Below are 24,860 nucleotides of genomic sequence, written 5' to 3' on the forward strand. Positions count from 1 at the left end.
GACAGGGGACGAGGAAGAAGAGACCGTCTTATTTAAAGGACGCCTGAGTGAACAGTAAATTACCATCAGGCAGCATCGAAACGCCGCTCAGCGTGTTGCGTTTGCCGACCAGATTGTCTGGCGTGCCAAGGAACGCCACCGGTGCTTCTTTCCACAACACCTTTTGCGCTTGTGCATAGGCGATGCCACGCTTTGCCGGATCGGCCGTCGCCAGCCCGGCAGCAATCGCTTTGTCTGCATCAGCGTTACTGAAGTAGGAGACGTTATACGAGGTCGGAACCCAGGACTCGGTGGCAAACAGCGGACGCAGCGCCCAGTCGGCATCCCCTGTAGAGGTCGACCAGCCGCCATAATAGAGGTCAAACTCCGCCTTTTTCGGGTCCTGAACGCCCCACAACTTAGCGTTGCGCGTGCCGGAATCCATCGGTGTTACCGTGACACGTATGCCTGCCGTGGCCAGTTGCGCTTTCAGCACCTGAGCGGCACGGACGCTCGCCGTGGCGTTGGTCACCCAGAGCTTAAGATCCAGTCCCTCCGGATAACCCGCCGCTTTCAGCAAGGCTTTGGCCTTATCCGGCGCATAGCCGTAATCAGGATCGCCCTGTTTTTGATAGAACTGTACGCCTTCCGGGATCGCGGATGTGGCAGGTTTACCCAGACCGGCAAAGGCCACTTTCAGCCACAGATTACGGTCAATCGCATAGTTGATCGCCTGACGCACCCGAACATCGGCCAGCGGCTTGTGCTGCGTGTTGATCGCCATGTAATAAAGATAAATGCTCGGATCGCGCTGAATGGAGAGGTGGCTGTCCTGCTGAACGGCCGCGATGAGGTCTGAAGGCAATGGCCAGATGGCATCCACCTGACCCGACTTTAATGCGGCGACGCGTGTCGCATCTTCGGGACTTGGAGAGAAGATGACATGGTCGACTTTAGGCCATCCCTGCTGCCAGTAGCCTGTATATCTGGCCAGCGTAACGGCTTTACCCGGTTTCCAGTCAACAAAGGTAAACGGACCGGTTCCCACCGGATGCAGTCGCAACTGCGCTTCGTCCGGATATTGCTTAAGAATTGAGGGGCTCCACATCACCGCGGAAGGATGCGCCAGGGTGTTGATAAAAGCCCCGAACGACTGATTCAGATCGATTTTTACCTGGTCGGGTGCCAGCACCGTGACCTTATCAATCATTTTGTAGAGGCTGTTACGCTTCAGCCCTTTTTTCTGATCTGCCAGACGATCAAGGTTCGCTTTGACGGCGTCTGCATCAAAAGGGGTACCGTCCTGGAAGGTAACGCCTTTGCGCAGCTTCAGCGTAAATTCGGTGGCACTGTCATTAGAGGTATAACCGGTCGCCAGCCAGGGTTGCAGCTTCATCCGGGAATCAAACTGGAAAAGGCGCTCAAAGATGCCGCTCTGAACCGAGTAGCTGACATTATCCGAGGTGTCGTGCGGATCCAGCCCCGTGATATCAGCATACATTGAAATGCGCAGATCCTGTGCCTGCGCAGTCATGACCAGCGTCGTCGTCAATGCGAGGGCGAGCGAAGTACGGCGAAACAGCGTTTTCATAAATTCTCCTGGTCGTTAAGGATTATTGCAATGCAATGCCGTCAGCTACCCAGTGCTGGGGGGCAACCTGCCGATATCGGGTTTTAGTGACCGTTTCACCCACCTTACGCAACGGCGAGGGGATTTCGCTGTCATCGAAAATACGGGGCTGACGGTTTTCAGGATCCGCTACCGGCACGGAGGCCAGCAGTCGTTGGGTATAGGGGTGTTGCGGCTGATTAAATACCGACTGACGCGGTCCAAGCTCCACAATCTGGCCGAGGTACATCACCGCGACGCGATTCGCAATACGCTCGACTACCGCCATATCGTGAGAGATGAAAATCCATGCCACGCCCGTTTGCTGCTGCAGGTCCATCATCAGATTGACCACCTGCGCCTGAATCGAGACATCAAGGGCCGATACCGCTTCATCAGCAATAATCACTTTCGGTTTCAGCGCCATGGCGCGGGCAATAGCAATACGCTGACGCTGACCGCCAGAAAATTCGTGCGGATAACGACGCGCGTGCTCTGGCAGGAGACCGACGCTCTTCAGCAGCGCATCTATCTGTGGAGAAGCCTGCTCAAGCGAAGAGACCATGCCATGTAACAGCAACGGCTCGGCAATGGTGAAACCCACTGTCAGGCGGGGATTCAGTGACGCATAGGGATCCTGAAACACCATCTGAATTTCACGGCGGAGCGGCTGGAATTCTGCCTCTTTCAGGTCAGAGATTTCCTTTCCTTCAAAGTGAATACTTTCAGCTTCACTGTTGATGAGGCGCATCAGCGCCCGTCCGGTTGTCGATTTGCCGCAGCCGCTTTCACCCACGATGGCCAGGGTTTCACCTGGCCACAGACTGAAATCAATCTGCTCAACCGCATGCACATGATGCGTCAGGCTCGATAAGATGCCGCTGCGAATCGGGTAATAGACTTTTAATCCGCGCACATCCAGCAGCGGCGCAGCGTCATAGCGCGCGGTATGCTGTTCGCCTTGCACAGGCTCGCGGGCACCGGGCAGAGGAAAGCGTTGCGGCCATGTGTGTTCCCGCATATCACCGAGTTTTGGTACTGCCGCCAGTAACGCTTTGGTATATGCATGCTGCGGGGCGGCAAAAATCTCAGACACGGTTCCCTGCTCTACCACTTCGCCACGCAGCATGACCACCACGCGATCGGCGATTTCCGCTACCACGCCCATATCATGAGTGATAAACAGCACCGCCATTTGTTTCTCGCGTTGCAGCTCACGCAGTATATGGAGAATGCGCGCCTGTACGGTGACATCCAGCGCAGTGGTAGGCTCGTCGGCAATCAGGAGTTGCGGATCGCAGGCAAGAGCCTGGGCGATCATCACACGCTGCCGCATGCCGCCTGACAGCGAGTGAGGATAGCTTTTCATGACGCGATCCACATCGGCGATACGCACCTGCCGCAGCAATTCACGCACCCGCGCATGGGCCTGCTTTCTGTCGCACTGCTGATGATCGCGTAATGCCTCGGTAAGTTGATCATCAATGCGCAGCACCGGATTCAGCGAGGTCATGGGCTCCTGAAAGATCATCGCCATTTCACGGCCACGCAACGTGCGGCGCTGAGCGTCATCCAGCGTTTCTAACGCATGCATTTTTCCGCTGCGGTCGCGGAACTGCATGCTGCCGCCATCGACACGTCCGTTGTTTGCCAGCAAGCCCATCACAGCCAGCGACGTGACAGATTTACCTGAGCCGCTTTCACCCACGACGGCGACGATTTCACCTGGATGAATGGCAAAACTGATGCCTTTGAGTGCCTGATTCTCACCGCTGCGTCCATGAAACGAGACGCTGAGATCCTGAATCGCCAGCACGGGAGAGGCAGAGGCAGAACGGGTTGCAGGGGAAGTACGTTGTGTGTCCGTCATCGTCGCCTCACAGAGTTATAGCCAGATACGGCCTTGGGAGTAGCTCAGGAAAGGAGAACTGTCGGCGGCTAGCCAGATGGGGCCATCCAGATCGACGAACTCAGCGTTAACCGCGACGGGTAATGCGGCCTCCATGGCCAGTGACGAGCCCAGCATGCAACCGACCATAATGCGCATATTGAGCGTCCGGGCTTCATCCACCATCGCCAGCGCTTCAGTCAGGCCACCGCATTTATCCAGCTTGATATTGATCATCTCGTAGCGATCGCGTAGTCCGGCAATATCCGCCCGCGTATGGCAACTCTCATCGGCACAGACCGGTATGGGATGTTTGAAACGTAACAGGTCATGGTCCTGTCCGGCGGGAAGAGGTTGCTCCACCATCGCGATGTTGAAGGCCTTAAGCGCCACCAGCAGGCTTTCCAGTTCCAGACCCGACCAGGCTTCATTGGCATCGATAATGAGCGTGGCATGCGGTGCCGCCGCGCGAATCGCCGCCACTTTTTCCAGAATCGCATTACGGTCGAGCTTAATTTTGAGCAGGAGGGCACCACGTGACACAGCATCCGCCGCCGCCAGAGCCATACATTCCTGCGTATCGAGGCTAAGGGTTTCTGCCGTAACGACCGCCTCTGGCTGAGAGCAGGTGCTCTTTTGCCAAAGCGTTTGATTAGCCCGTGCGGCATCAAGTCGCCATAGCGCACAGTCCAGCACGTTGCGCGCTGAACCGGCGGGTAAGCGGTGTTGCAGATCATGACGGCTGAGGCCCGACTCAATGTCAGTGCGTACCGCTTCGAGCATGGCCTGAACGCTACCCGGCGTCTCATCGTAGCGAGCCGTTGGTGTACATTCGCCCTGCCCGATGAATCCCTCCTGCTCCAGCGTGACACGGATGACCGTCACGGCGGTACGGGTACCGCGTGCGATAGCAAAGGGTCGCGCCAGCGGTAACTCCACCACATCAATCTGCAACTTTCTCATTTCAGCCACGCTCCTGAAGCAGTGCGGCGATCTCATCAATACCAAAACGCACCGGATCTGTGGCCGGTAAGCCAAACTCAGCGCTGATTTCGGCGCAATAAGCGAGCGCCTCTTCTTCGCTGTAATTGGAGGTGTTGATAGCAAAGCCAGCCAGCTGAACGGACTCACTGGTCACCTGCGCGGCACGCAGATTGGCTTCAACGCACGCCTGCAGGCTGACCATGGGCTGGTGTGGCAAATGACGCATGTGGGGTCGTCCCATTTCATGGCACATAACCAGCCAGTGTGGTTGCGCACCGTGCATCAGCCCCATACTCACGCCCGCATAGGAGGGATGGAACAGCGAGCCCTGACCTTCAACGATATCCCAGTGGTCCTCGTCATTCGCCGGTGACAGTGCTTCTGCTGCACCGGCAATAAAATCAGCGATGACCGCATCGACAGCGATGCCCTCCCCTGCGACCAGAATGCCGGTCTGCCCCGTGGCACGAAAATCAGCTTTCAGGCCGCGCGCACGCATCGCCGCTTCCAGCGCCAGTGAGGTGTACATCTTGCCCACTGAGCAGTCTGTACCCACGGTCAGTATCCGCTTACCTGAACGCTTCTTACCGCTGCCCACACTGAGCGCTGGACGCATATGACGCAGGTCAAAAAGCTCAACGCCCGAAGCCTGTGCAAGCGTCACCAGTTCCGGTTCATCCACCAGTCGGTGGTGCAGCCCACTGGCCACATTCATGCCTGCTTTAATGGCACCTTTGATCGTTTCCAGCCAGTGCGCTGGCAGGTAGCCCCCGGCATTGGCAGTGCCAAGCACCAGCGTTTTTGCCCCGCGCGCTTTGGCGCCGGGAATATCCAGTTCATCCAGACCCAGACTGACCGTGCAGCCCGGCAGTTTAATTTCGCCAACGCACTGCTCCGGCCGCCAGATATGAATACCGCGCGCCGTTTTTGCCGCAAGGGGATCGGTGACATCACCAAGAAAGAGTAAATAGGGTTGTGGGATTAGCATGTTGTCTCTCGTTTCAGCCAAAAGATCAGGTTCTGAAACCACTATTTCATGCGTTCTGAAAGGTGACGAATGCTTGTTTAGCAGGAGGGTATAACGGCAGGTTATAGCCAGAGGTAATAGTGATGATGGGTGGGTTTTTCAGGGGGATTGGGACAGGGGATGGAGTAAAAGAAGGAGTGGGTCATAGGAAAAAGATCGTGTTGAGAGAAAAATAGAAGAGAGTCGCGGAATGGGTATTCCGCGATAACAGTACTACAGATCAGTATGGGTTATTTCATACGACGCTGCCGGGCGACGCTGGCGAGGCGTTGTGTCCGGCAGTAAATGGTAAACAGGATGAAAGCCTGCCCGTTAAGTATCCAGCGAGCACCCACCAAAGCCGCGAGTGCCAGAATCAGCCACAGGCCCGAGTGGCTACCCATAACAACGCTGTAGCTCAAGAGTAAAACGGTCGATATAAGCAACATCGCACAGACGTAAGCCAGCCCCGCCACACCGGCTGTATGGCCTCGCGCAAGCAGGTAACTGGCCGTGAGTATCGCGCCAATAACGACGATTGAGGGAACAAAAAAACTCAACGCATGTATCTGTGGACTGAGCGGAGGTAAAGCGTGCAGAAACGTCAGCAAATTAAATGCAAATGAAACCAGCAACAGCATCAGCACTATCGCAACCGGGAAGCCGTTTTGCCGGGGAAGCGCCTCAGCAGGTTTTTTAAAATAACGTTCAAGCTCTGTAGTGGAACGGGCAAGTATCGAATTATCCTGCCGTGCGATTACCTGATCTATTTCGCGACCATGTTGCAGTAGTTCAGTGATATTTCGCCCGACAAGCCATGATAGAAATTGCATTAAAATACCGCCAGTGATTGAATTGTTCCCACAATATAGCGCCCGGAGCGCGGCACATTACCTGGAGCAGCAATGATACCACTGACAGCACTGCCTGCCACAGCCGCTGCGCTCGTGACGACCTGCGCGAGTTGCTTAACAAGTTCTTTTTGCACCGACTCTACAGGGAAACGCTTTGGATAAAGTCCTGCACGGATGGCGGCTTTAAGCTCTTTATTACTTATACCAGGGTTTTGTGCCTTAATGATTAATTCAGTAAGGCGAGCCCGGTCCTGCCTTGGATAGTTCCGGAGCCACTCCGTTGCTTTTAAAGAAGAGACTGATTTCATCGCTCGCCATGTTGCAAGGGCTTCTTTTAACGCACCGCCCACACTGGCTAGTGAAATAAGGTCAAGGGACGTTGAAGTGGCAACGTACCAATCCTGAGAGTCCAGCCACGCTACGTTTTCACCACCGTTTTCGACGAGATCATAAACCCGGTAAATACCATTGACACATTGCACGCCTGTTGCGGCAGCGCCAGCATAACCAATAGCAACAAGCACGCCGCTACTGCCAGCGGTTATAGGCGTTGCTGAAGCGCCGATAACCGCTACGCCAGCTGTGATAATCATTGCACCACAGGAAAGCACGGTCGAGGCAATCTCCGTTCCCATTGAGGTTACGCTTACTGCTTCACTAAGTGACTTGCCCGTATTAGACGCTGTGGCTTGTCTGGGCGTTTTGGTCACAATCAGATGTGTAACGATACCACTTTGACCATTAGGATGACGCTGACCAGGCCGAACAAGATAACGCTGTGCGCCATCTGCATAGATGATGCCAGCCTGATAAAACTCCCGAGTACAATCCATTGCTGCACCCAGCGCTTTGAAATCAAAATCAGGTGCCCCATAACCGGTCATCCTGGCGATGTCATAACCCGGTAAGTTATTCTCGGGATTCATTCCTGGCAGGTTCATGTTATCTCCTTATAGGCTCAATGATAAAAGAGAATTTTCAAGACATTCAAATTCGAAATGGAAAAAACATCATTATCGCACCAAAACTATATATCAATATGCAGGCAATATAATAACAAGCTTACCGTTTTTTGATTGCAAAAAAAATAGTTATTCCACCCCCGCACTTCTTGACTCAAAAGCCCTAATAGAGGGTTTGCATGTCACCTGAAAAAAATTTTAAAAACAATCACTCTCTAAATACGGCATTAAAATAGTCACTGTGAAGCAAGTCATAACTCAAAACTTATTTGAATTAATTCAAGTATCACTGCCAAACATTAAATAACTGCTTCCAGATGTCCATCTCCTCATCTGTAGGAAGACTATAGTCACCCGTAACCTTACGATAATTCATGAAACAAACATTTATGGCCCGTATTGAAACTTTTTTATTCTTACGACTTCCATCAATTATTTCATTTTTAATATGTATCTTGCTTTAATTTAACCAGCCTAACTGTTTGTAATTATAAATTTATTTTATAACCCTGCATCCCAAATTATATATATACCATGGTTAAATGATCTTGTCTCGTATGAAACTGACACGTTCCCCCAAGGAAACCCCCACCTAACTACTTCAGTTTCAATAAAATCAGGACGCCCTAGTTCCAGAGATGAGCTAAGCCATTTAGACAAGTCTCTTACTGATTCATTTAACATTTCAATGTCAGCTCGCCTATTCCAATTATTTAAAGAATGATAATATTCACTTCCTTTATCCACAAGTTGAACCATGAAAGGGAAATTAAAACATATTGGCCTAATATGAAGTTCAAATTCTTTATTATGGAAAATTATCGATTCGATAAGATAATGATGAGGCATAAGGCTTTTGATAGAACCTAACCTTTGTAAAGTTTTGTAAAGTTCGCTTTTACAAAAAAGCTCTTCACTTGTAATTTCCAAATATTTTTCATCTATGACTAATGTACCTGTAGTTGGTTTAAATTTTAAATTTTTCATATATCAATAATTTTTCCTGGGATTAGCAAATGCCTAAATTCTTCTGGCACAAAGAACTGAAGTCCCCCACCATCGCCATAAATTTTATTTGCTGCTGCTCTACCATAGGCAACATCAATATCTTCACTTACATAAAATGCTCTTAATTTTGTACGAACAGGCCAGCGTGGATCTAATTTAACTTGCAAAGCTTGGTGATAACCTAACGGATTATTTCTGTATTGTCTAACAGTAGGGAATGTCACTACATATGCAGGTTTTTGGTCGCCGTTAGGATAAAGAGCATAGAGAATTGTACCTTTTTTAAGCTTCCTGTTCTTGTAAACATCAATTCCTGGATAATCGGGATTTTTTGGTCCCTGCCACTTCGTCGCTTCTTTCGCAGGGTCTTTACACTTCATCAACCCCCAAGGATCCACCCACCCCAGCGCGTTCGGCGCATACTGGTAGAGGTTGATCCCGCCCGACAGCCCTATCGGGTCCTGCTGGGTAAACCGTCCGCTGTCCGGGTCATAATAACGAAACAGATTGTAGTGCAGTCCGGTTTCCCGGTCCAGGTACTGGCCCTGCATACGCAGGTTCTGCTCCACCACAGGAATACGCTGGCTCGACTCGCGCAGCAGCTTGCCCCACGGGCTGTTGATACCTTCCCAGGCTTTTTGCCCTTCACCGTCAGTCAGCAGCTCCGGCATTCCGTTGGCCGCATTATGGAACCAGTAAATCTCCGGGCTTTCCACACCATCAATACGCGCCAGCGGCTCATAGCTCTGGCTGTCGCTGTAAACGTAGGTCAGCGGGATCCCGTCGTGGATTTCCTGCAGCAGGCGGTAGCCTTCCCATACAAAGCGCGTCGTGACGGCGTTGCCAGACGGCCTGCCCTGTTACAACTGCTGGCTGGTTTTACTGATGCGGCGCCCAAGCGGATCGTAGCGTAAACTCACTTTAGGGCGCTGCTTGTTACAGTCACGCGGTTCGCTGATGACATCCGTCAGGGGATGCTCAACATAGTAGTGATAACGCCCGCAGGCAAGCCCGTCACTCTTCTGCATGGAATACTTAGGCTCAGGCTTATCGGAAATCTTATAATTCGAAGTTTTATGTAACCCTAAACTTAGAAATCCTGAAGCATTTACTTTAACCGACACTAATTTGGAAACTTGCGAATACGGAACTATAATCCCAAAAGCCATTTAATTAAACCTTATATTTAATTTAATTAAATTGAATTGCAAAAGTTGTAAAATAAATTTAATTATAACAAGTTGACATATGAAAGCAGAGCGATGAATGTCGCATTAAAAAGGCCAAAGTATATTTAACAAGAATATACTTTGGCAGCCTTTAAAAATAACTATGTTGGTAAGGTTAACTAGCTCACTACTAACAGTTTATTTTATCTCTTACCTGAGTGCGTATGATCACTTCATAAGCATCTTGTTCACTAAGCTTGGCTTTATTAAATTCCTCTTCGCTTATTTCAGATTTAACATCTTTATTAGCAATCCCACCAGCGTCATAGTTGATATAATATTTTCCATCTTCTTTAGTAATAAACATGCCATACCCACTAAATATAGCTTCACCCATCATATACTCCTTACTTTAAATTTTCTTAATAACTGCTTGATCCAAAGGTGTTGGATCTATAGTTGCTTCCGGAATTCTTCCAGATGTATATCCCCCAGGCAGCCAAAAATTATTTGCGCCCGCCTCATTACCAGATGGCATACGCAACCCAGTTGGATTGGATATGTCAATTCTTACAGGTACGTCACCTAGATCTCCTTTTGATAATCCTAACATTTTCTCAATTGTGCGCACATCACCGCCAGATCGGCTAATTACATCATCAGCCACTGATTTAGGCATAACAAAATGACCACCTGGCGGTCCAATTTCAGAATATGCAGGATTAACACCCCACGCAATTTTGGAAACGCCACCTTCAAATTGGCTTAGATGAGATTTAATTTTGTCGGAATCCAAATAAGTAACAGGATCAGGAAATTTTTCTGGTTTCGCAATTCCTTTTGTAGCTTTATATGCACGAGCAGCCTGTTTAACTGAAGAGAATGCACCTTTAGTCTTCCGTTGAAAATCATTCCATGCATTCTTACAACTCAAACCCCACGGATCCACCCATCCCAGCGCATTCGGGGCATACTGGTAAAGGTTGATCCCGCCCGCCAGCCCTATCGGGTCCTGCTGGGTAAACCGTCCGCTGTCCGGATCATAATAACGAAACAGATTGTAGTGCAGTCCGGTTTCCCGGTCCAGGTACTGGCCCTGCATACGCAGGTTCTGCTGAACGACCGGCATCCGCTGGCTGGATTCACGCAGCAGTTTGCCCCAAGGACTGTTGATCCCTTCCCAGGCTTTTTGCCCTTCACCGTCAGTCAGCAGCTCCGGCATCCCGTTGGCCGCATTATGGAACCAGTAAATCTCCGGGCTTTCAATACCATCAATACGCGCCAGCGGCTCATAGCTCTGGCTGTCGCTGTAAACGTAGGTCAGCGGGATCCCGTCGTGGATTTCCTGCAGCAGGCGGTAGCCTTCCCATACAAAGCGCGTCGTGACGGCATTGCCCGACGGTCTTCCCTGTAAAAGCTGCTGGCTGGTTTTACTGATGCGGCGCCCAAGCGGATCGTAGCGGAAACTCACCTTAGTGCGCGGCTTATTGCGGTCCCGCGGCTTGCTGATCACATCCGTCAGGCGATGCTCCCCATCATAGCGATAACGCCAGCGGGTATGCCCGTCATCTTTCTCAGTGGTACGGCCATGAATATCGTACTGCCAGCGGATACCGTTCAGTTCTGTGACACGGTTATGCATCACCTGTGCGGCACTATGGCGATCCAGCGGGTTGCCTGCGCCATCCCAGCGCCACTGTTCATTACCCGGCTGCGCACCGTCCTGAGACAACAGCCGGCCGGCGTTATCGTAGTTCCATAATGTCTGGCTGAACGGATTATCGTCGCGCTCTTCACGGATCAGGTTGTTGCCGTAATCGAAGTCGCGCCGGCGGGACCAGACGCGCGGTGCAGGACGCTGTGAGCCACCCTTAAACACGTCACGGCGGCGCAGTCTGCCTAAGCGATCATATTCACTGCGCATGGTCAGGCCGCCCTGCGTCCGGCTGAGTTCCCGATGCAGCGTGTCACGGGTAAATTCCGTGACCGGCAGGTTGTCTAATGCGATGCTCAGTAAATGGCCGCTACCGTAATAAAGTTGCTTCAGGTTGCGGCCATCCGGCAGGGTTAAGGCAGTGCAGTTGCCCAGCGCGTCATACTCCCACGCCAGTTCGCCCTGCTCCCCCTGCTCAGCAACGATGCGGCCCAGCGCATCATATTTAAAGGTAATCTCCTGCTCGGCCTGCTGGCTCCACTCGGTGTCAGAAAGCGGCAGATGCTGCGACACTTTGCCCAGGTGCCCCCCACCGCTGTAGTGATAGCGCGTCTGGCCTTCCGGCGTGGTTCGCGCCAGCAGTTGCCCCGCACGGCTCCAGTGATAGCGATGAGTAATGGACTGAGGATGTCCGGCGGCAAAGGTGCGTGATACCGTGCGGCCCGCCGCATCATAGTCATATCGCGTGGCAACGCCATCCAGCCCGACCTGCGCCAGCAACAGAGAATCTGCGCCCCACTCGAACTGATACTGCTCGCCGTTCTCGTTTTGCAGCGCCGTCAACCGGCCACGGCTGTCCCAGCTTCGCTGAACCGTCTCACCCTGCGCATTACGGTTGGCGATCAATCGCCCGACATTGTCGTAACGGAATTCACTGCGCTTACCATCAGCCGACTCATAGGCCAGCGGCAGTCCGTTTTCACTCCAGTGCAACCGCTCTTCCCATCCTTCTGCGCGTTCCAGCTGAAGAGGACGGCCTGCTGCATCATAGTGATAACGGGTTTCTTCACCATCCGGCGCGATGACACAGCTGAGCCAGCCCAGGGGATGATAACCGTAGCGCGTGGTCAGCCCTGAACAGTCGGTTTCACGGATAACCTGGCCGGCATCGTTAAACTCACGGCGGTAGCTGTTACCTGCTGCGTCAGTCTCCTCGACAACCAGTCCGCACTCATCCCGCTTATACAGCGTGCTTTGCCCGAGCGCATCAACAACGCGTTCAAGGCCGTGATGGGGATCGTAATAGTATTTCGTTGTGGAACCGTCTGCTCCGGCAACAACCGTGGGCAGCGAACGGTGTGACAGCCATTGCACCGCCTGCACACCACCGTCAGCATCCTTCTCTTCAACACGGTTGCCCAGATCGTCATAGGTGAAGCTCACCGCGTTGCCCAGCGGATCGATGCGACGCGTCAGGAGTTCGTTTTCATCCCACTCATAACGCCACTTCTCGCCGCGCTCGTCGATAAAACAGGTGATGAGTCCCGCGGCATTCCAGTGGTGTTCGCGCTGCTGACCGTCATAGGTCGACACGCGGGTGATGCCCGCCTCAAGATCGTAATGCATGTGGCAGCCATCACCGCTGTTGGTGCGGTTTTCTACAACGCGCCAGTGATCCAGCTTCTGCCAGCGATATTCACTCTCCAGCCCGCCCGGCAGTTGGTGCCAGACCATCAATCCATCGTCGTTGTAACGGAAGCGTCGTGAGACAACGCCTGCGGCATCAGTAACGCTGGCAAGCTGGCCCCGATCATTGTAGGTCCAGCGCATGAGAGGCCAGTGCTGATCGCCATCAAAATGGCTGGCTGATGTCGGACGCCGCGCGTGCTGTTTGTCGTCGTAGTGCAGCGTGACGTCAATCGCCAGCGGCGCGTCATGGATACGTACCAGGCGGGCCTGTTCATCCCAGCCCATCTCCAGCGCATTACCGTACTCGTCGCTCAGTGAAGCCAGCCGCAGCACCTGCGGATCAGCGGCCGTGCGCCTGTAAAGACGCCATACCGCACCGTCATCATCGGCAATGGCGATATCGCCAGACTCGTTGCGGCGCACCATCAGCCCTTCGCTGATGCTGTAGAGCACCTCTTTTTCACCGGGAACGTCAAAGCTCAGCTCGCGCCCGTTGTCATCAAACCAGGTCGCCCGATTCCCTTCCAGCGTCAGGTAGCTGTCAAACACCGTGGCCCAGCCCTGACCAAACAGCCCAGCGCGCTGGGTAAGGCTGTTATAGCTGCGCTGAAAACTGAGCGGGAAACGTCCGGGAAGGGAAAAATCGCGCTCGGCATCATCATTAAGGACTTTGACGCCGGTCGCCGCATGAACCGGAAACAGCGACGAGAAGGCCGCATTGATAGCCATGTCCGCCGCCATACCGCCCACGGCACCGGCCAGCGCGCAGGGCATGTTTTTGATGATCTGACTGGGGCGACCACGGATGAGGGAAAGGCCGATCATCATCACGGCCAGACCTGGCACCTTGCCACTTTTGATCTCTCTGACCGTGACAGTTTCACCACCAATGATGACATTGGGGGAAACATCGTCGCTCACGGTGGCGTCACAGGTGGTTTTATCCTTTGCGCGCACTGCAGGCTGGCCATTGATAAAGACGCTTTTCGATCCCTGAGCCAGATATTGCGGTGCACTGTGTTTTTCACAGGCCACTTTGTCCTGCTCCAGCGGAGAGGTGCCCGCATCGGCGGAGGCTACCGTGGGCTGCCACATTGCACTGCCAAACTGGCCGACCGCAGAGAGCAACATGCCGCCATAGTCGGCGAAGCTCTGCGGCGATTGTGGTTCCGGTGGCGGTGTCTCGCCAGGCGTGAGCATCCCGGCCGCGCGTGCGGCTAAAAGACCATTAACGTAGACATTCACTGATCCAGTGGCGATTACTCCGGCAGGTGACGGCGGGAATATCATGTTTCCCAGCCCATCGGCCGCTTTGCTGATCTCTTGTGACAGACCAACGGCATTGGCCAGTACACCACCCAGAATACCGCTGAGCAGGCAACTGTTACCCACGGCTGCCACACTCGCCGCTGCCGCCCCTGTGCCCAGCAGGGGCGCTGCCGAGACGATAGCAGCACCCACTGCGGCACCAATGACGGCATAGGCCGCACCTTCCGCAACAATGCTCGTGATATCAGCGAAAATGCTGGAGTGAATGATCTCGTCGCCCACGCGGGCAGCAGGGTTATCCATAGGTTATGCTTTCCGTGGATTGTTCAGACTCAGGCTTTGTTTAAATGCACTCCAGCGCTGTCCATCCTCTTCATTGAATGGACGCATGGCTGATAGCGTAAAAATCATTAAGATGTTCGAATCAGGCACCTGTGTAGCCAGCTGTTTCTGCCACACTGCCTGCCCGTTACGGTCAAATACGGTTTCAACTTCTACCGCGTGTAATGTGTTATCTACACCTGCCATCAAACGTACAAATTCAGTCTGCTGGATATGGCCCATCTGACTCCGCAATGTGTCCCACTGACGCTGGAACTCTTTTTCCGCATCACTGCCCTCAGAAATAACGCCACGGCTCACAACCCATGCCAGCCCACTGGCTTCATCGCGGAGAATATTCATGGTGGTGTCCTGCCAGGCAGCAGGAAAAAGCGCAAAGGCGCCCTCATTGAATTGGTAATGCATATTGGGTATCCGTTTTATTAATTGTTTGTGGCGGGTGGAATAAGGCTATGATATTCGCCATCAACGTTATCGGCATTAGTGAGTATCTGTGTATTATCACGCGCAACTTTAATGTCGAAAAGTCGATGCGTAATATCAGGATCGCCACCGCAACTGGCGTCGTGATTATCTTCACGAACCGTAATAACAAAGAAACTTTCATCACTGCTGTCGTCAAGATCGTATCGCAGGCATTTCTCATCGAGGGTGGTCAGTTGCCAGGTATGAATTGCTTCGGTTGCAGCGCTGATAGCCTGGTCAGCGCTGATTTCGCTTTGCTCTGCCCCCATGTCTGTTTTCAACATGATGCAACTGACCTTTCCCTGGTCAATCTGAAACATCAACTGTTTCCCGCCAGACGGGTAGACAAGCCAGTGCTGATTATCACTGTTATCTTCTTTTCCGGGTCCATAGGCTTGCTGAACCTGTTCCAGGCTATCGCCTACCTTTATATTTCGGGACGTCGGCACATTGGCATTTTCCAGTAGGATCTCAGCCAGAACCGTGTGGCTGGCATCTCCCACCGCCGCCGCGCTGAACAACTCAAAGCCGTCATAGCTATGCTGGAAGTAGTTGTACTGCTGGTTATTGATAGCCACTTCTCCGGCCAGAACTGAACTCAGAGCCTTACCAGCCCGTACGAAGCTTTCATTGCTCCATGTGTCTCCGGGAGTGAAAGCATAGTCGTTTAGCAGAACGGAAAAATCGCCCTCGTTAAGGGCAGGAACAGACGATTCCGTGCTGGATTCGGCCCTGGCAATGCAGGATAAAACCATGAGAACAGACACAAATATAAGGCTGGTGAAAAAACGATTTACAATCATTGTGTTTTTATCGGGGGTTGACAATAGAAAAATAGAAGGGTATTTAATCACTAAGAGCAACGTAATTAAAATCTTTTAAATTAAAGAAATTACTCACACTTCAAAATTATGTGGGGTGGAGAGTACATATCACCACCCTAATAAAACCCATAACACTATTATAATGTCATTCTTATTACTTGAAATACAGTAAAAATCTCACTTGAGTGATAATGAAAATTATCATTCCCACTTGCCACCTTGCTTAACAAGCGTTTTATTACCCTGTGCCACCTTCAATTCAAGCGGATTAAAGCTCACAACATAATCTACACCGCTATTATTGAAAAGCATCCCTTCAGCTTTATTTGAGTTTACAGGTTGCGTAGTTTTACCTTCAAGAGTAATTTGTTTTCCATCTTTATTTCTGAGGCCTATGTATTTAACCTTATCACACACAGTATAAAAACCCCCACAGCTATTCAATAAAGTAATCGTAAAATCAGATGTAGACAAAACCTTCATATCTGATTTTAAATCCCCTTCACTAACATCTTTGTCAAGATTATAAGTTTTTGGCGCATAAAACTCCCCATTCTCAGGGTCTTTGATTAATTCCCATAAAACTTTATTATCTTTAAGTTCTAAATTTGCTTTACCCTTCACTCCGCCAAATGAAGAATCAAATTCAATCAAAGCATTTTTACCGTTTGCAGTACCTTTGAGATTGCTGTCATTATCATCAGGGCAATCTATTTTGTTTCCGCCCCTTGTCACATAACAATAACTACCCGTTATGTTATTATTATTCTGTTTTAACTTTAATGTTAGAGTGGAATATAATGATCCATTATCATTTTTCTCTTGCCCACTCCACTGACCAGTAAAATTATCAGAAGCAAACAAGGACAATGAAGAAATTGACAACAAAACCGCTAAGCTAAATCCAACTTTATTCATTTGATTAACCTTTAAAATCCAGACAATCATTAACCCTATTAATCCAGCCGTTAAGATTGGGTTGGTTTAGAACTACAGCACCTGGCTGATTGGGTTTTCATCAAAATTTATAGAGATAGCATGGGTGTCGATGAATATTATTCCAATAAATAGCTATCAATATCACGCTGCTCATTTTTGCCAGAATAGGTTCGCAGTTTAGATTTAAAAATCATCATTTTTGTTCTGGCATCACTTATAATTGATATCACTGAAATGCATATCGCCAATAAATTGTTCATTTATGTGCGCGCCCGTTTTTTTTGAGCTTCATCGCTCCATATATCACTTAGTGAAAAGGATTTTTATATTTAAAATACAATAAGATGCCTTTATTTTAACACCAGAAAGTCCGCCACTACACCATGAGAATAAATGGATGAAATAACAAGACTAAATTATAACTATTAAAATATGACATATTTATGTCAATGCTCATTAAATTAATTATTAGAAAAACCAAGGGTGACATTACAAAATAATAATGCAATATCACCACAAAACTTCATGTAATCGGCAATGACGCTAACCATCACTTCTTAAAAAGAAAGTAACTATTTTTTCGCATCATAATCTGGTGCTATACCAGTGTGTGTTTCTACTAACCTGTCTTTTTTAACCCACCCATCAACCTGGTTTCCATCATTAGTTACATACATCACACTATAATATTTTCCGTATTCAACGTAAGCATATAATTGATTGCCGGGGACAACAAAAACTTCTTTTTCTAAGCATTTTTCATTTGGGGCAGAATAGAAATACAACCTACCCTCACCGCCGACTTTGTATACATTATCTGTATTGTCGAAACTCACGCCTTTAATGTTAGCCTCATTACTTAAATTCTTGCAGAAATCATTGGCGGAGGCCATTAGTGGTAATGAAAGCACTAATGCACATAAAATTTTAATCATAGTAATCCTCTCCCTTTCATCACGGAAATCAAACTGTTGGCATAGTTAGGATCGGTTGCATACCCTTTAGCCTGTAAACCTTTAGCCCATTCTACCGGGTCAGATGAGTTGAACAAACTACTATACCTTTGATTTTTAATCAAAAACTGGGAGTGCTGCTCAATGCTCTCGTCAATTGAATCATAACTGGCAAATTTATCCAGTACTGCAACACGTTTTCCGTTGATATTCTCATGTGTCCAGTCTTCCACATAATTCGGTGAGCCATGTGCCTTGACCCCAAAAATGTTGTTACTCACCTTGTCAGTTTTGATATCAGTGGGCATTTTTTTACCCCAGTTAGATTCTAGAATTGCCTGAGCCGTGGTGATTTTAGCCGGAACGCCGGTTTTCTTTTCATCTTCCTGAGCAGCAGCATACACTTTATCGAAGAATGCTTGTTTTTCGGGAGGTAAAGGACGTACTTTTCGAACCTGGTTATTGGCTAACGGTGCAGCCGCCCCTTTCGCCGGTGCCGCCGCAGCTTTTGGCGCAGCCGGAGCCGCCTGTCCTTTCTGTTTTGGCGGGAACAGATTCTCTACGGCCTGGCTGATGTTTTGTTTATGACTGGATCCCGGTGCGCTTGTGCCCGGCTTCGCGCCATCCGTGTTCAGGTTCAGTTTGCCGCCAGAGGTGGTGATATGACCATCACCCTGCACAAAAATATTGAAGCCCTTGCCCACAATATTGATCTGGCCATTCGCATTAAGTTCGATAGCACTCTCTCCACATTCAAGGCGAAGTTTAGTCCCCGAACCCACTACATAGGTATCGACCACCGCATCGAGTTTGCCCTTACCGGTCAGCCGCTCTTCGCCCCCTTTTACACCGTGGACACGGTTGGTTTCGACACGGTAGAGCTCATTGCCGCCCGCGTAGTGGCTGTGATTGTTGGCGACTGAATGGCTGGCGTCATTTTTAACATGCGTATCCATGTTCTTCTGCGCCTGAATCCACAGATGTTCCTCACCCGACTTATCCTCAAACCTTAACGCATTCGCGGTGTCTGCCGTGCCATCCTTCGACCGGCTCAGAAAGCCCATCTGAGTCGCCGCTGCCGGCAGTGCCCACGGCGGCATGCTTGCCTCGTTGTAAACCCGGCCGATGATCAGCGGACGATCCGGATCGCCGTTGATGAAGTCCACCACCACTTCGTCGTTCACTCGCGGGATCTGCACCCCGCCAAATCCCTGGCCCGCCCAGGCGCTGGAGACGCGCACCCAGCATGAGCTGGTGTCGTCGCCCTTCGCCAGCCGGTCCCAGTGAAACTTCACCTTTACCCGGCCGTAGCGGTCGGTCCAGATCGACTCGCCTTTGGGTCCCACCACCTTCGCCGTCTGCGGGCCGTGCGTTTTCGGCCACGCCGTTTCCGGCGGCGTGCGATAAGTCACCGACGACGGCAGCACCATGAAGTGGATGTTGTGACGGCTGTCGCCGGTGTCGCCGCTGGCGTAACTGTTTTCGGCAAAGTCATAGGTCGCCGAGGTCACCAGATACTCGCCGTTGTCGCTGAAGTGCGGCGCGTTGATGATCGAGAAGGTAAAGCCCGGCGCGATGCCGGTGGCCGTGCCCGACCCGCTGACGCTGTGGTGCTCGGCCTGCCACACCTCCTGACGGATGCGCGCGTAGGACTCGCCGTGGCTGTGGTCGACAAAATGGCCCGGCCAGTCGTAAACGTCCACCGAGCCCGGCACCGGCGACGCCGGGTTCTGGCGGGCCTGCAGCATCCAGGCGTTCGGCTTGCGGAAGTCGTAGTCGTCGGTGCTGTAAATGCCCGGCGTCACGCTCTCCGCCAGCGACCACTGGCTGATGCCCTCTTCAGTCACCACGCCGCCCGACGGGGTGACGTGATAGGCAATGGTCTCATAGCCCGGAAACGCCTGATGCTGGTCCGGCGCGTCGCACAGCACCAGCGTGTGTCTGTCCGCCTCGTGGCGGAAGAAGTAGTAAATCCCCTCCAGCTCCATCAGGCGGCTGATAAAGTCCAGGCTGCTCTCCTGATACTGCACGCAGTACTCCCACACCCGGTAGCTGCCCGCCAGGCGCGTCTCCACATTGACCCCGTACTCCTTCAGCAGCGTCTGCACAATCTGCGGCACCGTCTGGCTCTGGAAGATGCGCAGGTTGCGGTCGCGCTTCATCGGCCACAGGTCCGGCTCGACCGTCAGCGCATAGACCGCGTAGCGGGTGCCGCTCAGCTCCTGGCTGCGCACCGCCACCCGGGTGATTTTGCCGTTAAGGTAGCGCGGGCTCAGCGCGTTCATCAGCCCGTCGGTCGGCAGCGTGAACGTCACCGGCTTCCCCAGCAGGGCGTGGCGATCGATGCGCGCGTCGGTGGCCAGCAGTTCGGCGGTGAGCACAAACGGACGGGACAGCGTCTCGGTGCCCTTAAGCGTATGGAACAGCAGGCCCTCGACCGGCAGAAGGACGGTGATACGATCAAACATAGTGATTTCCCGGACTGATGGTAATCGGTGAATTAACCCGGGTATTACCCGCGACCGGGCAATACCAGTGGGTCAGACAAGCGTCTTTTATTGTTGCTGCGGATTACATGAAGAGTTAAAAACAGGTGCCATGATACTCATTGCTACGAGGCGGAATGCCAGCTAAAAGATGATTAATTGGCAGGAGCAGTATTATTTCACGTTGATATTCAGTGTCGCCAGAATAATTTCTACGCAGCGTTTATTCGCTTCAAAGTGATAACTTTTATCATTCCTGTGCTGCCCTACCAGTTCAACGTAGCACCACAAGCCTGAACAGTTGAATATGTAACTCTGGTAAAAGGCGCGCATTTTCTCTTCGTCGCTGTAGAGTTCACCTGTACAGGTCGATATCGAACCCAGCGCAGCATTAATATCATTAGGAATGGGTTCCAACTCGTTTGCCGCCAGCGTGACGGAATGCTCATGCTCCCGGAAACGTAGCGTCGACTTTTCAAAAGCATCCTCTGCGGAATGGCATACGGTACCGGAATAAAAGTAAAAATTAATGACCCCGTAATTCACACCACCTATCGTGTGATCGACGATAAGTCTGTTCTCAGCAATAACGCTGGCATGCCATGAAGACGGTATTTTAAAAGTGTTTTCCCCATACAGGTTTACCGAGGTCAGCAACTCCGCCATGGCTAAGTTACTGCGGTGCAGCAGATTCCAGTTAACCACTGTAAAATAGATGTCATTGGCAAGCGAAGGATAGTCGCGTGCTGCGCAGGACGCTTTTAATAAGAGGTAGTTCCCACCGCCGCTGTCCCGATTGTAATCTTTTTGAACAGTGTATCGTGAGATCACATCGTCACCGGAAGCGTGCGTTTTTAGGGTCAATACATCTGCAAAAATACCGTTTTCCGAGGCCTTACCGACAAGACGGCGGTGCAGGATTTTTTCGCCCATCATGGCGAGTTTTTTAAACAGCCAATCAGACGCATTCATCTCCCACTGGCAGCGTTCATACGCGGCCCAAACTTCCAGATAGAGTGAGTCATCCGTAGTTAAGTAGCGTCCGATATTGGTTAAACCGACATCAGGGAAGGCAACCGGCTCCAGTTCCACAGGTTTGAGGCTTTTAGGCAGCACAACCCAGTAATGCAGCATTTCTTCTCTGGCCGATGTATAAAGGCATTTCCAGAAGCGTTGTTCGATTTCTTCTTTAGAGAAACCCGGCGTAAGGGGAAAAGTATAGTCCGTTTCAAAATTCATAGCCTGTTTCCCTTCTTAATTTAATTCGCTAGCCAGATGCCGTAATAAATGACTATAGAGCCAAGAGAAACCACGCATTTTGCAAAGATGAGCATGCCAGGCACTAACTTACTGGCAGCAGGTGAAATTCGGGCATAATTATCAGCATTATATTTTTTTTGAAAACCCACAATCCCACTAAATAAAGTGCAAATCATGATAATCATAAACTTTATGCCAAGAATAAATATAAAAGAAATGCCTATTTCTTCCATTAAATCTCCAGCAAGATCATTACTAAATCCGGGAATAGCTAACACTAATCCTTTGAGCGCAAAGGCAAGTACTACAATACCAACCAGCACACCTACAAACTTCTTACCAAATCCTGCCCATTCTTTTTTATTATAAAAATCCTTTCCGTTCCAGACATAATAAACCGTTACAATCCAGAAAAATAAAAATGCTATAAATTTCATGTTAGAATCAACCCTATCTTTATTTAACCGCCAACTAAAACCGTTGCGCAACCGTTGATGATAGCACCATCTGCACCACCATTGCTTCCAGATTTTTCTGTACTATCCCTTTCACCAAAAAACAGGTCGCGGAGGGGTTTTAATGCAATTTTTACATTGATTTCGCCTGTTATCCCCAGTATAAAAGCTAACCTACCTGAGAGCTTTACTGTAGCTGAGTAATCGGTTTCATCCGCATAGGCAGTTAAACCTCCTGCTGCACCTACTGCGCCTAAATGTACTCCGCCTTTAGCATCAGCTACTACAATACCGTACAGGCTAACTTTCCCCGTAACGCTCTCTTTCACTGCCGCTGCACCTGCGCCACCCTCAACGCTGAACCCATATCTTCCTTTATTGCCGGTATATACTTCTGCAACCGCTTTTGCATCAGCAGTGCCAAGCGTCACATCGCCGGTAGCGATGGCATACAATGTGTTCTCTGTTCCTATTGAGCCCGTCGCGCCATATTGCATACCCGCCGCTGCGGCTTTGCCATTAATGCCATAGATTCCGCTATCACCGGTGTAAAGTGAGCCAGTTGCATTGGCATCCGCTATTTTATTCCGCAACTCACCTTTCAAAAGGGCGTCACTTTTCATATTCGCTAATGTGAGATTTTCAAGCGAAAACCCAGTCGACACAGTGTCATAACTACCATCATTGGTGCTGTCTTTCAGGCTGGCATACGCCCCTAAGATTCGCGCATCGTAGTGCTCGCCATGCAACATCCCATCCTCACCAGCCTTCTTCGCCAGCGAGCCTCCCCAGTATTGCGGGGGCGCAGGTTTACATTTCGCGGGAGCCGTCGCCCCGCCTGCATGACACTGCGTCTTATCACCCTGACGGGCCAGCGCCATACCGTTAACGAATACGCTGCCGGAGCCGCTGACGATAATACCGCCACCGTGTTGCTTACACGAAAATTCATCACCTTTTCGGGCGGCGGGAAATCCACCAATGATAACGTCAGGACTGCCGCACTGAATGGGGCCATCGTGAGCCGCTTTATCCACAGAAGCTCTGGCCGCAGGCATACCCATACTGATGTTCCTTTCAATAAGCGATTAACTGTTAATATTGACGACCGCGCCTTTGATGTCGGTGATGTTCGTGCCGGTAATGCTTACCGTATCATTTGCCTTTAATTCAGCATCTTTACCGGTACCTAAGGTGGTCAGCTTATTGCCTTTAAACAGTGCCTGCAACTCGCTCTCAGCATGGATATTTCCCGTATTCACCTGGATTTGAATGGCGTCGGGGGTGATCAAGATGTAATTCTCTTTCACCTTTAATTTAATGCTGGTGTTGGCTTCAAGCAGCGCATTGCCGTCTTTATCCATGGTCAGCACCGTTTCGCCTTCGCCAACATTAATAACGTGCTGGATGCCCGTATTGCTCACCGCATGTTCACCCACGTCGGCCTGACGATTGCGCTTTATCGTGACCTTTTCGTCACGGCCTATGCTTTTCTGCCGATCCACACCGACATGGTGCGTCTCACAGCTTTCCACTTCCGTATCCATATTTTTTTCGGCGTGGATCCAAATCTGCTCATGCCCTGCTTTGTCTTCAAAACGCAACGCATTAGCAGTATCGCTGTTACCATCCTTCGACCGGCTCAAAAACCCCATCTGCGTCGCCGCCGCCGGCAGCGCCCACGGCGGCATACTCGCCTCGTTATAAACACGTCCTGTGATGATTGGACGGTCCGGATCGCCGTTGATAAAGTCCACCACCACTTCGTCGTTCACTCGCGGGATCTGCACCCCGCCAAAGCCCTGGCCCGCCCAGGCGCTGGAGACGCGCACCCAGCAGGAGCTGGTGTCATCGCCCTTCGCCAGCCGGTCCCAGTGAAACTTCACCTTTACCCGGCCGTAGCGGTCGGTCCAGATCGACTCGCCTTTGGGTCCCACCACCTTCGCCGTCTGCGGGCCGTGCGTTTTCGGCCACGCCGTTTCGGGCGGCGTGCGGTAGGTCACTGACGACGGCAGCACCGTGAAGTGGATGTTGTGACGGCTGTCGCCGGTGTCGCCGCTGGCGTAGGCGTTCTCGGCGAAGTCATAGGTCGCCGAGGTCACCAGATACTCGCCGTTGTCGCTGAAGTGCGGCGCGTTGATGATCGAGAAGGTAAAGCCCGGCGCGATGCCGGTAGCCGTGCCCGAACCGCTGACGCTGTGGTGCTCGGCCTGCCACACCTCCTGACGGATGCGCGCGTAGGACTCGCCGTGGCTGTGGTCGACAAAATGGCCCGGCCAGTCGTAAACGTCCACCGAGCCCGGCACCGGCGACGCCGGATTCTGCCGCGCCTGCAGCATCCAGGCGTTCGGCTTGCGGAAGTCGTAGTCGTCGGTGCTGTAGATGCCCGGCGTCACGCTTTCCGCCAGCGACCACTGGCTGATGCCCTCTTCAGTGACCACGCCGCCCGACGGGGTGACGTGATAGGCAATGGTCTCATAGCCCGGAAACGCCTGATGCTGGTCCGGCGCGTCGCACAGCACCAGCGTGTGTCTGTCCGCCTCGTGGCGGAAGAAGTAGTAAATCCCCTCCAGCTCCATCAGGCGGCTGATAAAGTCCAGGCTGCTCTCCTGATACTGCACGCAGTACTCCCACACCCGGTAGCTGCCCGCCAGACGCGTCTCCACATTGACCCCGTACTCCTTCAGCAGCGTCTGCACAATCTGCGGCACCGTCTGGCTCTGGAAGATGCGCAGGTTGCGGTCGCGCTTCATCGGCCACAGGTCCGGCTCGACCGTCAGCTCATAGACCGCGTAGCGGGTGCCGCTCAGCTCCTGGCTGCGCACCGCCACCCGGGTGATTTTGCCGTTGAGGTAGCGCGGGCTCAGCGCGTTCATCAGCCCGTCGGTCGGCAGCGTAAACGTCACCGGCTTCCCCAGCAGGGCGTGGCGGTCGATGCGCGCGTCGGTGGCCAGCAGTTCAGCGGTGAGCACAAACGGACGGGACAGCGTCTCGGTGCCCTTAAGCGTATGGAACAGCAGGCCGTCCGCCGGCAGCTGTGCAGTAATGCGTGAGAACATAAGTAA

Annotated in this window: 18 protein-coding genes and 1 pseudogene; all 19 read right to left on the minus strand. The window is 51.6% G+C overall.

Annotated elements, in window-relative coordinates:
- Nucleotides 1-28 precede the first annotated feature (28 nt).
- Nucleotides 29-1,570, minus strand: a complete 1,542-nt coding sequence (locus LC417_RS05110) for a glutathione ABC transporter substrate-binding protein (protein ID WP_223565562.1) — start codon at nt 1,568-1,570, stop codon at nt 29-31.
- Between the two features lie 22 nt (nt 1,571-1,592).
- Nucleotides 1,593-3,458, minus strand: a complete 1,866-nt coding sequence (locus tag LC417_RS05115; protein ID WP_223565563.1) for an ABC transporter ATP-binding protein — start codon at nt 3,456-3,458, stop codon at nt 1,593-1,595.
- Between the two features lie 15 nt (nt 3,459-3,473).
- On the minus strand, nt 3,474-4,439 hold the full coding sequence (gene dgcA, locus LC417_RS05120; RefSeq protein ID WP_223565564.1) for an N-acetyl-D-Glu racemase DgcA: 966 nt from the start codon (nt 4,437-4,439) through the stop codon (nt 3,474-3,476).
- Between the two features lies 1 nt (nt 4,440).
- Entirely contained in the window at nt 4,441-5,448 is a 1,008-nt protein-coding gene (dgcN, locus tag LC417_RS05125) for an N-acetyltransferase DgcN (protein WP_157351937.1), read from the minus strand.
- A gap of 269 nt (nt 5,449-5,717) precedes the next feature.
- Entirely contained in the window at nt 5,718-6,299 is a 582-nt protein-coding gene (locus LC417_RS05130) for a hypothetical protein (RefSeq protein ID WP_223565565.1), read from the minus strand.
- Nucleotides 6,299-7,261 (minus strand): hypothetical protein, encoded by a 963-nt coding sequence (locus LC417_RS05135; protein ID WP_143790017.1) that lies wholly within the window; start codon nt 7,259-7,261, stop codon nt 6,299-6,301. Before LC417_RS05135 ends, LC417_RS05130 begins: the two co-directional genes overlap by 1 nt.
- A 522-nt stretch (nt 7,262-7,783) precedes the next feature.
- Nucleotides 7,784-8,269, minus strand: a complete 486-nt coding sequence (locus LC417_RS05140) for a hypothetical protein (RefSeq protein ID WP_223565566.1) — start codon at nt 8,267-8,269, stop codon at nt 7,784-7,786.
- A pseudogene (locus LC417_RS05145) lies at nt 8,266-9,288 on the minus strand (RHS repeat domain-containing protein); the annotation flags it as partial. The gene LC417_RS05140 and the pseudogene LC417_RS05145, both read right to left, overlap by 4 nt.
- Before the next feature lie 361 nt (nt 9,289-9,649).
- Entirely contained in the window at nt 9,650-9,856 is a 207-nt protein-coding gene (locus tag LC417_RS05150) for a hypothetical protein (protein ID WP_010669926.1), read from the minus strand.
- Nucleotides 9,857-9,871: 15 nt separating this feature from the next.
- On the minus strand, nt 9,872-14,374 hold the full coding sequence (locus LC417_RS05155; RefSeq protein ID WP_223565568.1) for an RHS repeat-associated core domain-containing protein: 4,503 nt from the start codon (nt 14,372-14,374) through the stop codon (nt 9,872-9,874).
- Nucleotides 14,375-14,377: 3 nt separating this feature from the next.
- Nucleotides 14,378-14,818, minus strand: a complete 441-nt coding sequence (locus LC417_RS05160) for a DcrB-related protein (protein ID WP_010246011.1) — start codon at nt 14,816-14,818, stop codon at nt 14,378-14,380.
- Between the two features lie 17 nt (nt 14,819-14,835).
- On the minus strand, nt 14,836-15,681 hold the full coding sequence (locus LC417_RS05165; RefSeq protein ID WP_132498476.1) for a hypothetical protein: 846 nt from the start codon (nt 15,679-15,681) through the stop codon (nt 14,836-14,838).
- A gap of 222 nt (nt 15,682-15,903) precedes the next feature.
- Nucleotides 15,904-16,650 carry a hypothetical protein gene (locus LC417_RS05170; RefSeq protein WP_223565569.1) on the minus strand — a complete coding sequence of 249 codons (747 nt, stop codon included), beginning with the start codon at nt 16,648-16,650 and terminating at the stop codon, nt 15,904-15,906.
- Between the two features lie 563 nt (nt 16,651-17,213).
- Entirely contained in the window at nt 17,214-17,576 is a 363-nt protein-coding gene (locus LC417_RS05175; RefSeq protein ID WP_223565570.1) for a hypothetical protein, read from the minus strand.
- Nucleotides 17,573-20,062: a type VI secretion system tip protein TssI/VgrG gene (gene tssI, locus LC417_RS05180; protein ID WP_223565571.1), complete on the minus strand. Its 2,490-nt coding sequence runs from the start codon at nt 20,060-20,062 to the stop codon at nt 17,573-17,575. Before tssI ends, LC417_RS05175 begins: the two co-directional genes overlap by 4 nt.
- Nucleotides 20,063-20,254: 192 nt before the next feature.
- Complete coding sequence (locus LC417_RS05185) at nt 20,255-21,319, minus strand: hypothetical protein (protein WP_223565572.1); 1,065 nt, start codon at nt 21,317-21,319, stop codon at nt 20,255-20,257.
- A 20-nt stretch (nt 21,320-21,339) separates the two neighbouring features.
- Nucleotides 21,340-21,777 carry a hypothetical protein gene (locus tag LC417_RS05190; protein WP_033757379.1) on the minus strand — a complete coding sequence of 146 codons (438 nt, stop codon included), beginning with the start codon at nt 21,775-21,777 and terminating at the stop codon, nt 21,340-21,342.
- Nucleotides 21,778-21,800: 23 nt separating this feature from the next.
- Nucleotides 21,801-22,859, minus strand: a complete 1,059-nt coding sequence (locus tag LC417_RS05195; protein ID WP_033757377.1) for a PAAR domain-containing protein — start codon at nt 22,857-22,859, stop codon at nt 21,801-21,803.
- A gap of 24 nt (nt 22,860-22,883) precedes the next feature.
- Nucleotides 22,884-24,854 carry a type VI secretion system Vgr family protein gene (locus tag LC417_RS05200; RefSeq protein ID WP_223565573.1) on the minus strand — a complete coding sequence of 657 codons (1,971 nt, stop codon included), beginning with the start codon at nt 24,852-24,854 and terminating at the stop codon, nt 22,884-22,886.
- Between the last annotated feature and the right edge of the window lie 6 nt (nt 24,855-24,860).

Source organism: Pantoea sp. OVA07A, assembly GCF_019969975.1.
GTDB lineage: Bacteria > Pseudomonadota > Gammaproteobacteria > Enterobacterales > Enterobacteriaceae > Pantoea > Pantoea agglomerans.

Excerpts from the sequence above, each read along its gene's own strand:
- LC417_RS05110 (WP_223565562.1), bottom strand. The coding sequence starts at position 1,570 with ATGAAAACGCTGTTTCGCCGTACTTCGCTCGCCCTCGCATTGACGACG.
- LC417_RS05115 (WP_223565563.1), bottom strand. The coding sequence starts at position 3,458 with ATGACGGACACACAACGTACTTCCCCTGCAACCCGTTCTGCCTCTGCC.
- dgcA (WP_223565564.1), bottom strand. The coding sequence starts at position 4,439 with ATGAGAAAGTTGCAGATTGATGTGGTGGAGTTACCGCTGGCGCGACCC.
- dgcN (WP_157351937.1), bottom strand. The coding sequence starts at position 5,448 with ATGCTAATCCCACAACCCTATTTACTCTTTCTTGGTGATGTCACCGAT.
- LC417_RS05130 (WP_223565565.1), bottom strand. The coding sequence starts at position 6,299 with ATGCAATTTCTATCATGGCTTGTCGGGCGAAATATCACTGAACTACTG.
- LC417_RS05135 (WP_143790017.1), bottom strand. The coding sequence starts at position 7,261 with ATGAACCTGCCAGGAATGAATCCCGAGAATAACTTACCGGGTTATGAC.
- LC417_RS05140 (WP_223565566.1), bottom strand. The coding sequence starts at position 8,269 with ATGAAAAATTTAAAATTTAAACCAACTACAGGTACATTAGTCATAGAT.
- LC417_RS05150 (WP_010669926.1), bottom strand. The coding sequence starts at position 9,856 with ATGGGTGAAGCTATATTTAGTGGGTATGGCATGTTTATTACTAAAGAA.
- LC417_RS05155 (WP_223565568.1), bottom strand. The coding sequence starts at position 14,374 with ATGGATAACCCTGCTGCCCGCGTGGGCGACGAGATCATTCACTCCAGC.
- LC417_RS05160 (WP_010246011.1), bottom strand. The coding sequence starts at position 14,818 with ATGCATTACCAATTCAATGAGGGCGCCTTTGCGCTTTTTCCTGCTGCC.
- LC417_RS05165 (WP_132498476.1), bottom strand. The coding sequence starts at position 15,681 with ATGATTGTAAATCGTTTTTTCACCAGCCTTATATTTGTGTCTGTTCTC.
- LC417_RS05170 (WP_223565569.1), bottom strand. The coding sequence starts at position 16,650 with ATGATTGTCTGGATTTTAAAGGTTAATCAAATGAATAAAGTTGGATTT.
- LC417_RS05175 (WP_223565570.1), bottom strand. The coding sequence starts at position 17,576 with ATGATTAAAATTTTATGTGCATTAGTGCTTTCATTACCACTAATGGCC.
- tssI (WP_223565571.1), bottom strand. The coding sequence starts at position 20,062 with ATGTTTGATCGTATCACCGTCCTTCTGCCGGTCGAGGGCCTGCTGTTC.
- LC417_RS05185 (WP_223565572.1), bottom strand. The coding sequence starts at position 21,319 with ATGAATTTTGAAACGGACTATACTTTTCCCCTTACGCCGGGTTTCTCT.
- LC417_RS05190 (WP_033757379.1), bottom strand. The coding sequence starts at position 21,777 with ATGAAATTTATAGCATTTTTATTTTTCTGGATTGTAACGGTTTATTAT.
- LC417_RS05195 (WP_033757377.1), bottom strand. The coding sequence starts at position 22,859 with ATGGGTATGCCTGCGGCCAGAGCTTCTGTGGATAAAGCGGCTCACGAT.
- LC417_RS05200 (WP_223565573.1), bottom strand. The coding sequence starts at position 24,854 with ATGTTCTCACGCATTACTGCACAGCTGCCGGCGGACGGCCTGCTGTTC.